This window comes from Enterococcus innesii (assembly GCF_022846515.1).
Classification (GTDB): domain Bacteria; phylum Bacillota; class Bacilli; order Lactobacillales; family Enterococcaceae; genus Enterococcus_D; species Enterococcus_D innesii.
The window spans coordinates 2556655-2570996 of sequence record NZ_AP025635.1 but is presented as its reverse complement, the minus strand read 5'-3'; the positions used below and the strand labels follow the sequence as shown (position 1 = coordinate 2570996).

General features: G+C 40.7%; 11 protein-coding genes. 3 read left to right on the top strand and 8 right to left on the bottom strand.

What is annotated here, in order from left to right; translation table 11 throughout:
• Window positions 1-5 precede the first annotated feature (5 nt).
• On the bottom strand, window positions 6-1313 hold the full coding sequence (locus tag ENLAB_RS12030; RefSeq protein WP_081119025.1) for a DUF3440 domain-containing protein: 1308 nt from the start codon (window positions 1311-1313) through the stop codon (window positions 6-8).
• 244 nt (window positions 1314-1557) lie between these two features.
• Window positions 1558-2082, bottom strand: coding sequence for a hypothetical protein (locus ENLAB_RS12025; protein ID WP_244351238.1), 525 nt, complete (start codon window positions 2080-2082; stop codon window positions 1558-1560).
• Between the two features lie 923 nt (window positions 2083-3005).
• Between ENLAB_RS12025 and ENLAB_RS12020 the strand changes: the two genes are divergently transcribed.
• Window positions 3006-3194 (top strand): hypothetical protein, encoded by a 189-nt coding sequence (locus ENLAB_RS12020; protein ID WP_081119023.1) that lies wholly within the window; start codon window positions 3006-3008, stop codon window positions 3192-3194.
• A 414-nt stretch (window positions 3195-3608) separates the two neighbouring features.
• On the opposite strand, the gene ENLAB_RS12015 is transcribed toward ENLAB_RS12020, so the two are convergent.
• Together ENLAB_RS12015 and ENLAB_RS12010 are read right to left on the bottom strand one after the other, a co-directional pair.
• Complete coding sequence (locus ENLAB_RS12015) at window positions 3609-4535, bottom strand: LacI family DNA-binding transcriptional regulator (protein ID WP_170920163.1); 927 nt, start codon at window positions 4533-4535, stop codon at window positions 3609-3611.
• A gap of 225 nt (window positions 4536-4760) precedes the next feature.
• Window positions 4761-5768, bottom strand: a complete 1008-nt coding sequence (locus tag ENLAB_RS12010; RefSeq protein ID WP_081119021.1) for an AraC family transcriptional regulator — start codon at window positions 5766-5768, stop codon at window positions 4761-4763.
• A 174-nt stretch (window positions 5769-5942) separates the two neighbouring features.
• Between ENLAB_RS12010 and ENLAB_RS12005 the strand changes: the two genes are divergently transcribed.
• Window positions 5943-8279 carry an alpha-L-rhamnosidase gene (locus ENLAB_RS12005; protein ID WP_244351237.1) on the top strand — a complete coding sequence of 779 codons (2337 nt, stop codon included), beginning with the start codon at window positions 5943-5945 and terminating at the stop codon, window positions 8277-8279.
• Window positions 8272-9486: an MFS transporter gene (locus tag ENLAB_RS12000; RefSeq protein WP_142424080.1), complete on the top strand. Its 1215-nt coding sequence runs from the start codon at window positions 8272-8274 to the stop codon at window positions 9484-9486. The genes ENLAB_RS12005 and ENLAB_RS12000 overlap by 8 nt, the downstream gene beginning before the upstream one ends.
• 79 nt (window positions 9487-9565) lie before the next feature.
• Here the strand turns inward: ENLAB_RS12000 and ENLAB_RS11995 are convergent, their stop codons facing one another.
• The 4 genes from ENLAB_RS11995 to ENLAB_RS11980 all read right to left on the bottom strand — a co-directional run bounded on the left by ENLAB_RS11995 (window position 9566) and on the right by ENLAB_RS11980 (window position 14253).
• Entirely contained in the window at window positions 9566-11923 is a 2358-nt protein-coding gene (locus tag ENLAB_RS11995; protein ID WP_244351236.1) for an HAD-IC family P-type ATPase, read from the bottom strand.
• Window positions 11924-12290: 367 nt separating this feature from the next.
• Window positions 12291-13022: a class I SAM-dependent methyltransferase gene (locus ENLAB_RS11990; RefSeq protein ID WP_185946528.1), complete on the bottom strand. Its 732-nt coding sequence runs from the start codon at window positions 13020-13022 to the stop codon at window positions 12291-12293.
• A 274-nt stretch (window positions 13023-13296) separates the two neighbouring features.
• Window positions 13297-13809, bottom strand: coding sequence for a ClbS/DfsB family four-helix bundle protein (locus ENLAB_RS11985; protein WP_061053753.1), 513 nt, complete (start codon window positions 13807-13809; stop codon window positions 13297-13299).
• 27 nt (window positions 13810-13836) lie between these two features.
• Window positions 13837-14253, bottom strand: coding sequence for an effector binding domain-containing protein (locus ENLAB_RS11980; protein WP_244351235.1), 417 nt, complete (start codon window positions 14251-14253; stop codon window positions 13837-13839).
• Between the last annotated feature and the right edge of the window lie 89 nt (window positions 14254-14342).

The following is a 14342-nucleotide window of genomic DNA, read 5'->3' as shown; positions in this document are numbered from 1 at the left end:
CATCGTTAGGTGATTTTTTTCGTTAGATACTCGTATTTGGCATTCAATTTTTTCAACTGATACTTTGGTAAATGCTCGATCCCCAACGCCGCCCCAAAATCCACCGCCAACTCATACAATTCAGACTCATCTTTTTTCGTCAAACTGTATTGTCGCGTGCTCAAGGAAAAATCATTTTTTTCTAACGCACGAGCGATCCCTTTCCAGTCATGCCAGAGTACTTCGTTTTTTAGCCACTCCTTACGTTTGGTCACATCGGGAATGTCTTCCACTTCGATTCCGTGCTTTTCTCGATAATGATCAATCAAAATCGTGATTTTGCGATAATAATGATCCTGTAATTTCTTTGAATAAAGTCCAATTGATTCCAGTAAAAAGACCGCATACTCTTGCCAAGTCATATGACTGGGTTTTCTCGTATTGTAATGCGCCAGCAATCCTGTCTGGGCATACAAGCGACCAAAATTGGCTCCTGACACACGATTTACGACGCGCTCCCACGTTTCCGGTTCCACCAAAGCATATTGGTACAAGCCTTTTCGTTGCTGCATGCCGTAAGGCTGACAGATCCGCATTTGATGGATCGGAACGCCATGATCATACAACTTTTCATAAAAGCCATTGATCGGCCAGTCAAATCGAGCATAGGCTCCCCAGACATCTTCGGTTTTCCAATCATAGATGGGGTAAAAATTGACAACCATTGAATCTGCTACTTGCCGTTTGATCCAGCATTGCTTCCGAAAGTTATACTTTGGCGATGTGATTGATCGATACCGATACAGACTTTCTTGTGTCCGAATACCTACACCGCAAGCAACGGGCTCAAAGCCATGGTGACTTGCGTACCAATGAGCAAAGTTTCGCAAGAACTTATCAGGATTCATATTTGCACTCTGATAAATCTCCATCAATGATTCATCTAAATCACCAAGTGAAATCGCATCTTTTGGCATTGGCTGTACCCACTTCTCCCGTTCTTGTTCATCCCACATCAGCCATTGTGGCTGAAATACGCTGGTATTGTTGTCCTCGTAAAAGGGTAAGCAAAAATGGTAAGTTTGATTGATACTTGGTAACGCTTTGATTTTTTCCATGAATACTCGTGTAGCATCATAATTTGCCTCTATATCTAAAATCAGCAGATCGAAGGTTTTCTTTTTTTGTCGGGCGACTTGATCGGCCAACTGGATCATAGCACCACTGTCTTTTCCGCCACTGAACGAAAAGTACACATGGGGAAACGTATCAAAAATATATTCCAGACGATTCATCGCCGCTTCCAGCACATTTTCCTTACAATATTTCTTCATAAAAGCTCATGTCCTCATTTTATTTGTCCTTTTTTTGAATAAGTATTACATTCTAGTATAAAGTTTCACTTGGCTTCTTACAAGGACTTAAGGGAGATTTTGCATGCGATACATGCAACTAATTGGTAACTATCATTGCAGCATGCTCCTCATTCCTCCCGACTATTCCCAGTAATCAAGAAAAAAAAGTGGGGGAAAACAGCAAGCCCCCCCTTCTGAAACAAGTTCAATTGCTTTTCTTGATTCATTCGGTCAAAAGAGTTTGGAGGACTTTATCAATACGCTTCATTTGTTTTTCATTGAAGTTTGAAAGCCATACTTGATCCGTAAGCAAGCGTTTCTTTTCATGCTGAAGGTCTTTGTGTCGACTGGCTTCCTTGATATTTTCAATCATCTTCAAGAAATTGCTAATTTTTTCTTCTTTAGGCAGTAGTACATATTCTTGCTTGATTGCTTCAAACTTGTCTTCATGATCGATCACCAGAAGTTGCGTGATCAAATCGTGGGCGATCCACCGATGATAGGAGTTTTTATGGGTATGCAACGCCCAGATCCGTTCCCACTCATCATAAATCAACTCAGGGTTTTTAACGGCTACTTCTTTAATGATCAAATAACTATTAAAATACTCATTGATATGATTTTGACCATCAACGATATTCTCCACTAGTTTCTCCCTTACCTTTCGATCATCGATCGCCGTTTGCACAAACGGTTGGGGATCAAAGGATGTCGTCTGAAAATGACGCGCGATTTCTTGGTAGTCCATGCTTTCACCTTCTTTAAAAATTATCAGATTATTTTTCATGTTTGAACCTATATATGTATTTTAACAGAATTCAAGTATGAAAAAAGTGGCTTTTGTGTTCCCTCTTCTTACATCAATCATCAATTCTGCCCACGCAGATAGACTAATGTCTTTTTGAATATCATTATTTTTGGAAAAACAGTTAGGAAGAACCATTTTGATCCTCTATCCACTAACACATCTATTGATTTCTTTCGTTCGTCTATTGGGCTCTCGCAAGCTTCCTTTTGTATCCTCTTCCGAAAGTGGCCCTCCACAAGAGAACGTGTTGACAACTGCTTTTTCGATAAGCACCCTATTTCAATGACATAAAAAAGGAAGTCCCGTCTTCGGAACTTCCTGCGTTTCTTTTCTCTTCAAACACTATTTCACGCATAGTTGCGAGATGCTGGATCACGCGTCCTTTCTCCGAATACCTCGGCTGGTAGGCATTTTGATCCATTGTTCTGGCGGACGCTTTCTGATTTTTTTTGGTGCAAACATCAGTTGAACAGTTCTTTTGACAAAGTTATTTCGGTATACGTTTTCCATAACTTGCACGCCCTTTTCAATTGATTTAGGAAGTGGTGACGCCAATCCTTCTTCCTATCTTTATTATAAGCCCCAAGCCAACACAAAACAAACAATTCAGCTGCTGCTCTCGCCCTTTCGTTTAGCTAAAATCTGTGAACACTCCTTAAATAAAAGGTATATTTTCTTTAATAATGTTCAACAATTCACCGCATATTTATTGAAAAAAAATGGAAAATTGCAGAAAAAGCTTGAATCTGCTCGAAACAAACGCCAAAGGACTGTGTTTTTGAATGAAAAATCGTTTCACTTTACTTTTTCTTAAATTTTAATTATTATTCTTTTGAAATAAGATTAATGAAGGAGATAAAAACATGGAAAAATACCAAGTGTTCCCTGGTCAAAACTATCAGGCAAATGTTATTGGCTTTACCGGTTTACAAGAAGTTAGTGTGATTCATGTTTACGAAAATACTGCAACTGTTCTAATCAAAGAAACAGCTGAAACTGGTGTTGCCAAGCTATGTAATTTTCTTGTTGGTACAACACAATTAGTTAGTTGATGCTCTTTTATTAACCAAAACATGGGGAGCCATTTGCCCTCCAACATGTTATAGGAAAACGATCTAAAAGTCGCCTTTTGAATGATTGGCTTTTTCCTATTCATCAATTACATTAGTATTTTTATTTATCTACTCAATATCTCTCTACTTTATATATAAATAGTGTTAGAATGAACAAAAGGAAACGTATCAGGCTTCCCCCAAGAGAATCTTCCCCAAGTACTCTTGTCTGATACGTTTCCTATTTTTGTGGCGAAAAAGCCACAGACCAATGGTAGCCCTTTACTCTGTGAAAAGCAAGCATTCAAAATTGATTTTTTCTTTATTTTTTTATTTTATCTCTACAAATTCCCTTTAAAAAGCAGGCAAGAACACACCTCTTGGCAAAAAGGTGTGTTCTTTTTATAACGATGATTATTCACGAATGATAAGTTCGTAAGGCAGAATGATCTGCTCTTGTTTTCTTTCTTGAAATAAGCGAAAGGCTTCTTTGCCGCACTGATCCAGATGAAATTCAACGGAAGGAAAGTGCAGCATTTGACTGATGAGGAGGTTTTCTTGTCCAATCACGATGGGTGCTGTCCCGTGAGGGTATTGATTTAAGATCATCGCTGCGATCTCGTCCCCATTTGTGATCACCCCATCGATTCCTCGTTCCTTAAAAAAGGCGGCTGCGGGAATCCCATCTTGTGCTTTGATGCAATCCCAATAAATATCTGCTTCAGAAAAATTAGGAAACAGCTCCTTGGCTTTTGCGATGGTGTTGACTGAATTGCAGCTGAGGCGTTTGCTGCGCCCGAGCGTCAGTCCCAAGCGTTTTACGCCTTGTTCCTTCAAATAATTGATACTGGCTGTCACAGAGCCGACCAAATCGATCGCAACGAAAGGAACGGCAGTACCGGTCGAATTTTCACAAAAAACAATCGGTCCTTTTTCCATGTAGGGATAAAACGTCTCGATATGATTTGCCCGAGTGATGACGATCAAGCCATCAAATCCCTTTGCAGCGAATTCTTCTAGATACTCTAATTCCAATTTTCGATCAAAATTGGTCGGCAATAACGTCACTTTGTATTTTTGGGCAAAGGCTTCTTCCATAATGCCATTTAAAATCCCATCAAAGAAGGCGTGATTGACAAACGGTACGATGACTCCAATATTATAGGTTTTCCCCGAGCTAAGTTTTTGGGCGATTTTATTCGGTTTGTAATCCAGTTCTTCCATCACCGCCAAAATCGCTGCTCGCTTTTGCTCATCAACATAAGGATGGCCATTGATCACACGAGAAACTGTCGTGATCGAAAAACCAGTAATTTTTGCTATATCGCGAATCGTTGCCATTTCTTTCATTCCTATCTGATTGTTTTGCTAGTGACCTAAGTCTACCATAGAAAATTAGTTGTTCCACTTTCGACAAATTTTCTGAAAAGGTCCCTTGGTTGATTGTACGGTATGAAACGAGTTTCATAGCAAGACTATTGCCCACATTATTTTTCTTTAACTACTACCTAGCATACGAAAAAACTGCTCAACATTTCTAGAAGAGCAGTTCTCTTTGATAAGCGCTCAATTCATTTCTCTAAACTGCTTTGGCGAACAACCCGTTACTTTAAAAAAATAGCGATAAAAATTACTCAAATCCCCATAACCGACGAGTTCAGCAATTTCTTGGATGGGTAAGTTGGTTTGTTTTAAATAGACTTTTGCTTTGCTGATTTTCATTTCCAATATCAATTGTGAAAAAGTTTTACCAGTTTTATTTTTTAGAATACGTGCAATTTGTCGCTGGCTATAGTTGAACTTTTTGGATAAGTCGGCAATTGATACTTCCGCAAAATGATTCTGCAGATATTGAAGCATATCGATTATTTCTGACTCCTCTCCCGCTTCAGTATCTAGGCTGACTTGATTGGTTTGAAATCCTCTTAAAAGCTTGATAAAAAAGGTATCGAGAATGTTCTTCAACATTCTTTGAGAATAGCTATCCGTTTTGTTGATTTCTTCTGTCATTAATAAAATGTCGTCCGCTAGCCCTGCAATAGGCAGTGTATGGAAATAAAGAAATCGCTTGCTGTTTTCATAAAGCGCATTTAAGAAGAAGTTCGACAAAATATCTTTATCCTCTAATAACCCAAAGAAAGAAGCATTGAATGTACTCTTGCGAATTAAAATATTGATTGCTTCCAAATCATCGGTAAATCCACTAATAGCATGGGTAGTCCTTGGTGCAATAATCACAACATCCCCTTTTTTCAATTCATAGGTCTGATTTTCAAAAAAATTATAACAGCTGCCCTTTACCACATAGATCATCTCAAAAAATTCATGTGCATGGTAATTTGCCGGTAAATAACGAATGTGTTTGATCACTTGAATGTCTGCATTCTCTTCGATCAAGTAGTGTTCTGATAGTTCCGGTCTGAATTCCGAGAAAATTTGTTCTAGGATCAGTCGTTTGCTAGAAGCTAAATTTTTTGGAATTACTTTGTCATGAAACGGTACCTGGAGTTCTAATTCTGGGCAAGCCAAATAAACTTCTTTTAATGCTTTTTCAAGAATCGTTAGAGTCGCCATTGTGAAATCCTCCAATGTCTTTTTTTACTAATCGGGTTGGCAATAATAGCTAAGACACAAAAAAGAATAGCGCTTACAATTTAGGTATCAAAAACTTAGTAGTAATACTAACAAGCCATTAAAAGAATTGCAAGCTTCATTTAGGGCAAATTTTGAAAGAAAGAAGGACAGTTTATGACAAAAAATTGGCAAGCGACTTGGATTGAACCGCAGCAAAAGCCAACTCGAAAAGAACCACCATTCAGTTTGGCGGATATGTTTTCAGGAAAAAAAGTTGCGCAGGATCCTCCTGAAGAAAGGTTACTCCCACCACATTATTTGAAAAAAATATTCACTGTTGAAAACAAATCTATCAAACAAGCATCCCTTACGATGACGGCACATGGCATCTACCAAGCAAAAATCAATGGACAAGCGGTATCAGAAGCCTTATTTGCGCCAGATTATACCTCTTACACGCAGTATCTTCAATACCAGACATATGATGTGACCCACATGTTAAAGGAAAAAAATGTTTGGTCGGTAACGTTAGCTGACGGCTGGTACGCCGGCAGAGTCAGTGTCAGTGGTGGCAGCGCTCAATTCGGTGATCGACTAGGTATCTTAGGAGAAATCGAAATCTACTATACCGACGGTACGTATGAAATCATTGTGACAGACGAAGATTTTTTTAGCAGCCATGGCAAATATGTCTATAGTGATCTTTTTATTGGTGAAAAACAAGATTTACGTTTAGAAAAGGAAAACTGGGAAACCGATTTTGACTTAACTGGATTTAGGAAAGTGTCAAAAGCAGATTATGGCTTCGATCATTTGACTCCTCAAAGAGGACCGCAAGTCAAACGCCAAGAAAAGCTTGCAGCAAAGAGTATTTGGTGGGAAAAGGACGCTGTGATCGTAGACTTCGGCCAAGTGATCGCAGGTCGCGTCCAGTTAGAGATTCCATTAGCTGATGGACAGGAAATCACCATTGAGCATAGCGAAGTGCTCGATCGGGAGGGACATTTTTTCAATAATATCGTTGGTAGAAACAAAGACCAAAAAGATGTATTTATTGGCAATGGCCGCGAAGCCTGCCTAGAGCCTGATTTTACCTTTCACGGATTTCGCTACATCAAAATTGATGGGCTTGACGTCCTGCCTGATAAACAGTCTGTCTGGGCATACGCAATTTATTCTGATATGAAAGCAACCGGCTCTTTTACTACATCCAATCAAAAAGTAAATCAGCTGATTGAGAATATTCAATGGAGTCAAAAAGGGAATATGCTATCGATTCCAACAGATTGTCCGCAACGGGAACGGGTCGGCTGGACAGGTGATATTCAAGTGTTCGGACCAACAGCAACATTCTTTATGGATGTTTATGACTTCTTAGGGCGCTGGCTAGACAACGTTCGATTGGAGCAACAAGCAGATGGACAAATCGTCGACTATACCCCTGCCCCACGAGATTATTTTGAAGGAGAGTCGCTTACTGGTTCTTTGTCTTCTGCTGGTTGGGGCGACGCAATCGTCTTACTTCCTTGGACATTGTATCAACGGTATGGCAAGTTAGAAATTTTAGCCGAGAATTATCAAGCAATGAAGCGTTGGCTCTCCTTTAGTCGAAAAAGCGGCGCTGGGGACAAGACGGATGACAAACAATATTTATGGGATACAAAGTTTCATTTTGGTGACTGGATGTTTCCTAGCTTTATGATCGGAGAAAATGCGAAAGGTCCGATGGAAACGGCACTCGCCACGAAAGACCTTTTCGGTACGGCTTTTCTAGCACACTCGTCTCAACTTTTTGCTCAAATCAGCCAGCTACTGGGTGAAGAGGAAGAAGATTGGAATGATTTTAGTCATAAGGTAAAAGCTGCTTTTCAGAAATATTACTGGCACGATGATCACCTTACCGCTGATTTTCAAGGAAGCTATGTGATCGCACTCGCGTTTGGTCTTTTAGATGAAACAGCGTCAAAAGCTGCAGCAGCAAGACTATCCGAACTGATTATTGCAAACAATTATTGCCTAGACACTGGCTTTTTATCCATCCCTTATCTCCTTGACGTTCTTTGTGATTATGGCTATCAAGAATTGGCACTGAAGCTCTTACTACAAGAAGAATGCCCTTCTTGGCTTTACGAAGTCAATCATGGGGCAACAACGATTTGGGAGTCATGGGCATCGATTCAACCTGATGGTACAGTCTGTGATTTTTCTTTCAACCACTATGCATTTGGTTGTGTTGGGGATTGGCTAGTGAGACGTTTGGCAGGATTACAAGTAACAGAACCCGGTTTCACTTCTTTTACGGTTTCACCGCTTGAGCAAACCACGATCTCAAGTTATCACTTGAACTATACAACGGCATACGGTGACATTGAAATCGAACGGAGCAATGACCAATTCCATTTAAGAGTGCCACAAAATACGAAAGCAACCTTCCAATATGGAGAGAACTCAAAAGTTTTAACATCTGGCGAACACCATTTAACGTTTAAAGGAGAGAAAATATATGAGTAAATTGAGGTTAAAAATCGGCATCATTAGTCTGAGTTTTATGAGTATGAGTGCCCTAGTTGTGACTAATGCTTACAGTGCCATTATTGCTGATTTTCCTAATGAACCGATTGCGAAGATTCAAATGATCGGTACGATCCCTAGTTTAGGGTCTTTGATTACCACCCTATTCGTAGGAATATTAGCGATGAAATGTCCAAAAAAAATCTTAGCTCTCTTCGGAATCCTTCTAACAGCTATTGGAGGATTAGTCCCTATCTTCTTTCATTCAAGCATCAATCTCCTATTGGCGTTTGCGCTTATTTTGGGCATTGGGATTGGATTTATGAATACACTCAGTCCTATGTTACTCTCAGAATACTTTGAAGGAGAAGAACGAGCCGGCTTAATGGGTATCGGAACAGCAATTACTTCGTTAGGCTCCGTTGTAATGATGCTGGGTGGCGGGTTGTTAGGTGCCTCAAATTGGCAGAATACCTACTACATTTTTCTAATAACCATCCTGATTTTCTTATTATTACTAGTGAATCTTCCTATGGATAAAATTCCCAAACAAACTGTAACTGACAAAAAGAACCAGTCAACCTCAGCTCCTATTGATGTTTTAAAATCAATGAGTAAACTGATTTTTGTTATTGCAGGACTCTCATTTTTCATGTCATTTATTTACACAATTTATCCAAGTAATCTCTCTATTTTGATCAACCATAAAGAAATTGGTGGTACAAGTACGACTGGATTAGTCAATGCAATTGGAACGGTCGGTGGGTTCATTGCCGGCTTCAGTTTGAAATACATCAATCGCGTGACAAAAGACAAAACACTTGCATTAGGATTTCTATCGTTAGCTTTGACGTTTCTGATCAGCCGTTTTTCTTCAACGGTACTGACCATGTCTATCGGTGCTATTCTCTCAGGATTTGCTATGGCTATGGTTATGGCTACCATTCCTTACTATATCTCATTGAAGGCACGGCCTTTTGAGATTGCAATTGCTATGTCAGTGTTCCAATTTTTGAACTCACTAGGCGGTATTTTCTCGCCTATCATCCTGAGTTGGTTAACGATTAATCCGGGTGAACAAGCCTTTTTATTCGGTGGAATTGCTTGCGTGATCCTCAGTCTGATCGTCTTAGTAACCAATATCGGCAAACGCGCATTGAATCAAGCTCCCCTAGACAAGGATTCTCTTTCACAAGTACAGTCTTAATAAGATGATTTTCTAAAGCTCCTCTTTGCAAAAAAATAAGCCTGAAATGATGGATAACAATCATTTCAGGCTTGTTCTATTAGTTTTGCACTTTCTGCAGCGCTCGTTTCTTCGTATATCTTCGCATCAGTAGCTCGATGCCCTTATCCACAAAGCGTTGCATATAGGCGGAAAAATTCAACAAGGCAATCAAGAGAATGAGGTTGAGATAGCTGGTATTGCCTAGGTTAAAGAGGTCACGACCGACGATCAAAGCAGCAAAGTACAAAATCTGGGTGCTGAAAAAAATCATCGTTCGATAGCTGTTGATCGCTGGATAGACTTTTTTCTGGATCAAGCGATAGTTCCAAGCAGTAAAAATAATGCTCATGATCGATAGAGCTTTACTGCTGCTGTTGAACCAATAGCCAAAGTTGATGATCAGCAGAGTTCCTACCGTAATCGTCAAGGCTGTTGGAAAAGCATTTTTGAAAATCGTTGTCATAAAGTCCCCTTTGATCCGATTGAAGTCTGGTTCAAAGTTTAAAAAGAAGGTCGGAATGCCAACAAAACAGGCATTGATGATCGTTAATTGGATCGGCTCAAAAGGATAGGTCGTTCCTGATAACAACGTCCCCATGGTGATCATGATGGAGAATAAGACTTGCACTAGCACCAATGAACCTGAGCGGGTAATGTTATTGATCACTCGGCGGCCTTCGTCCATGACCGATGGCAAAGCATCAAATTGGTTTTCCAAAAGAACCAGATTTGATACCTGACGCGCAGCATCGACACCAGAAGCCATTGCGATCGAGCAGTCGGCTTCTTTTAGCGCCAAAACATCGTTGACGCCATCGCCAGTCATCGCGACAGTATGCCCTTGTTCTTTCAAGTAGAGCACCATTTCTTTCTTTTGCTGAGGCGTCACTCGACCAAAAATCTGATATTTGCTGACAGCTTCTTTTAATTCGGTCGCTGTTAATTTTGACACATCGATAAAATCAGCTGCCCCTGGTAGATTGACTTTTTTCGCGATTTGACTGACTGTCACTGGATCATCGCCAGAGATGATCTTGCATTGGATTGCCTGTGAACGAAAATACTCCAAGGTCTCTTTGGCATCTTCACGAATCGTGTCTGACAGTAAATAAAATCCTAACGGTTCAATATCCGTCGGCAGTCCTGCCTCCTCATAGCCTTGCGCACTGTGCACCAAAACGATCACCCGGTAGCCTTCTTCTGCCAGCTGTCTTTCCTGTTTTAAGACAGCTTCATGGTTGGTTCCCAGTAAAATCGACGCAGCTCCGATGAAATAAGTGCCTTGCCCTTCAAACGTGACACAACTGAATTTGCGGTCAGATGAAAAGGGAACGACTTGCTGCATCTGGTACGTCTTTTTTTCTGGGAAAAAGGTTCGCAGCGCCATTGCCGTTGGGTTCTGATCGGGTAGCTGCGCCATTAAGTTACCAGTGATTTCTGCCAACGGTGTTTCTGAATGAAAGGAAATCGTCTTTTCCACCGTCATCTTGCCTTCGGTGATCGTGCCGGTTTTATCTAAGCAAAGAACATCGACCCGTGCCAAGGCATCAATGCAGTTCAATTCCTGCACCATCACTTTTTTGCGCGCCAGATAGACGGCACTGATGGTCAACGTGACACTCGTCAATAAAAACAAACCTTCGGGGAACATTCCCACAGCTGCCGCCACCGTCCGTAAGATGGCGGTGTTGAAAGTCGCATGAGAGAAATAGAACTGTTTAACGAACAAGAGGGTACATAATGGGACCAAAATCAGACTGATCCAACGAATGATTTTGTTTAAACTGCCTTGGATCAAGTATTTTTGTCGTTTGATGGTTTTGGCTTCTTTGTTGATTTTTGCGATATAGTTGTCAGCGCCTACGTGGATCACTTGGCATAACGCTTCGCCAGCAGTGATAAAACTACCAGAAAACAACTCGTCTGCCGGCTGTTTGTGGATCGTATCCATTTCACCAGTCAGCAAGGATTCATTGACTTCTAAAGATCCTTGAATGACTTTGGCATCCGTCGGCACTTGATCCCCGCTTTTCAGTCGTAACACATCATCCATTACGAGCTTGTGGATCGGCAAATTCTCCAGCTTGCCATCCCGATAAACATCGGCTTTGGCAACTTTTAGCAGTGCCAGCTTATCCAGCGTTCGTTTGGAACGAACTTCTTGAAAGAGATTGATGATCACATTGCTGAAGACAACAAAGACGAACAACCCGTTTTGATAAGAACCCGTCAAACAGACGAGAAAGAATAGGACACAGTTGATCAAATTGAAAAAGGTAAAGATATTGGTAAAAAGGATTTTCGGGTACGTATTCGTCGTATCCTTTTTTGTCTTATTGACTTGACCGCGCTGCACCCGCGCCTTGACTTCTCCTGACGTCAAGCCAATGGTTTGGTTGTTTTTGATGATCCTCACCCTTTCTATTCTTAGTCATTTACTTTTATTTTGCTGAATATTCAGCAAACTTGCATCAGACTTGGGAATGGTTTTGTGTTTTTTCTATAAAACCAATTGGCGTCGATTGCGTAAGATACGCCATCGACTCCCCGCTTTTTTTCTGTAAAAAAACAAGTACTGTTTAAAATATAGCATACCCTTTTACGAATTGGCGTTTCATTTTTGTCACCTTCGCGTCACTTTAGCACTTAAAATAACAGTTTATTTTATTAACTCCACTAACTAGACATTAAGCGGTCACAGGCTTCTCCAGTTATTTCTTACGATGACACAAAACAAAAAAACAGCTGATCTTCACAGATCAACTGTTTAACAATTCTTTAAGTCAGCTTTTTCTAGCAGCTATTAGCAGCATCATTGGTCGGCGCATTTCGTCTTTCATTCCCGGTACTTCCAGTAATTCTTCTGGTGGTTGTGGCTCGATCACCTTTTCTAAAATAAAGCCGTTTTGCAATAAGGTCATTAAATAGGTTGTCAGGGTACGATGGTATTTGGTCACCGTTTCACCTAAAAATCGCGCTTGCCGCTTGCCTTCATAATAGTAATGATCGACTGGAAAATGCTGGATTTCCCCCTGCCTATCATACTGCCAATCTTGCGATCCTTCCGCCGTATAAACCGGATGCTCCACCGAAAATACCAGCACACCACCAGATTTCAGCCAGACCGATATACTTTTGATCAATGTTTCGAACGTTGCCACATAGTGAAACGCCAATGAACTTAAAACAACGTCTATTGAGGCTGGAGGAAGTGTCACTTCTTCCATTGCGACACATTGATACGTTATTTTCGGATCAGGGTGCCTTTTCTTGGCCTCCTCGAGCATCCGTTGAGAAATGTCAGTTCCTAGTACTGCTGCCGCTCCATGGTCTACAGCATATTGGCAATGCCATCCATACCCGCAGCCTAAATCAAGTACCTGCTTTTTTTCAAAATCAGGCAACATTTTTTCTAGCGTCTGCCATTCCCCAGCTCCTTGCAGGCCTTTTTGCGAGCGAGTCATTTCACTGTATTTCGTAAAAAACGTTTGGTCATCATATTTGTTTTCTTTCATCATTTGTTCCTCCCATGTAAATCGTTTTTTGCTGGTCTTGATCTACATGGGCTTAGGCAATTTTTTGGGAAATAATGCCACCACACATCAGCTTTTTCCTCCTTGCTCTGATTAACGCCATCATAGCACGATTTTCAGTCTCTCACAATTGATAGCAAGTCGCTGGCGCTTCTTTGCCATTGTTTCTCAATAAACCGTTTTTTTATGTACAGCAAAAAATCACACTATGAAAAGGGTGTGATTTTCCTGTTCGATTCATTCATTTCTCTATTGATCAATGCAGTGCTTCCTTTTTCCATTTTCGGATTTTCGTTCGGAAATTGGTAAAGGGTGCTACTGTATTGATATGGATCCATTTATAGACTGGCCACTGTGCTTTGGTGGTTGCCCAATCCCGTTGCCCTGCTTCAAACAATTCCTGATCGGATAAGCCTTCGATCCACTGGCAAAGTGCCGTCACCTTTTGGTCTAAGAGCTCTTGCTGCTGTGCTAAGGTCAAACTGCCATATGTCTGATAAAAGGATTGATACAATCCACCAAGGTTGTTCCATTTATACCCTTCAGCAGGTGTGTGAACGCTCATCCCTTGTTGTTCCTGTGTTTCCCATGACAATAACAAACTGACCCAGCCGATTTGGTAAGACAAATTTTCTGAAGGGGTCTTGTCGACACTTGCTATCCGTTGATTTCGTAACGCTTCGGGAATTTCAACAAATTCTTGGCGAAATTTTTGGTAACGTTCTGTGATCTCTTGGATCAAGTCTGCTTTGCTTTCGTACTGTCTCATTGACTGTCCTCCTATTCAGGAAAATGGTTACTCTTTGTCGCTTTCTTCAATGGCGATAAAAATCGTTACTTCGCCGTCTGGCGCATACTGTTCGAAATCAAAGGAATACCTGCGCTGCAACTGCTGGTTTTCTTCCTCTGACCAGACTTGACGCCAAGTAGTCAGAATGCCCTGCGCATCGCGCCGATCGACCGGATACTTTTTCCAAGTATATTTTTCTGTATCAAAGTCTGCTTGCTCCGTTTCTTCGAAACAAAGCGAAACGGCATAGTCTCCTTGATAGTTTGACTCATACTCGTGGTAAACGCAAGCGATGACCGTTCCTTTTTTTGCGGCTTTCTTGACCGCCTCGCTGTTTTTCTCCCATAAGCCAGTGATTTTTGCTTGAATCGCTGGATCAGTAAAATTATTGGTTCTTTCCGTTTCTATTATCGAAAATTTCATTAGTGTTCCTCCTTCTTTGTCTTTATGATACGATAGAAACCTAGACACCTTCTGTCAGTGTTTTATCATCTTTTTATAAAAGGAGTAAA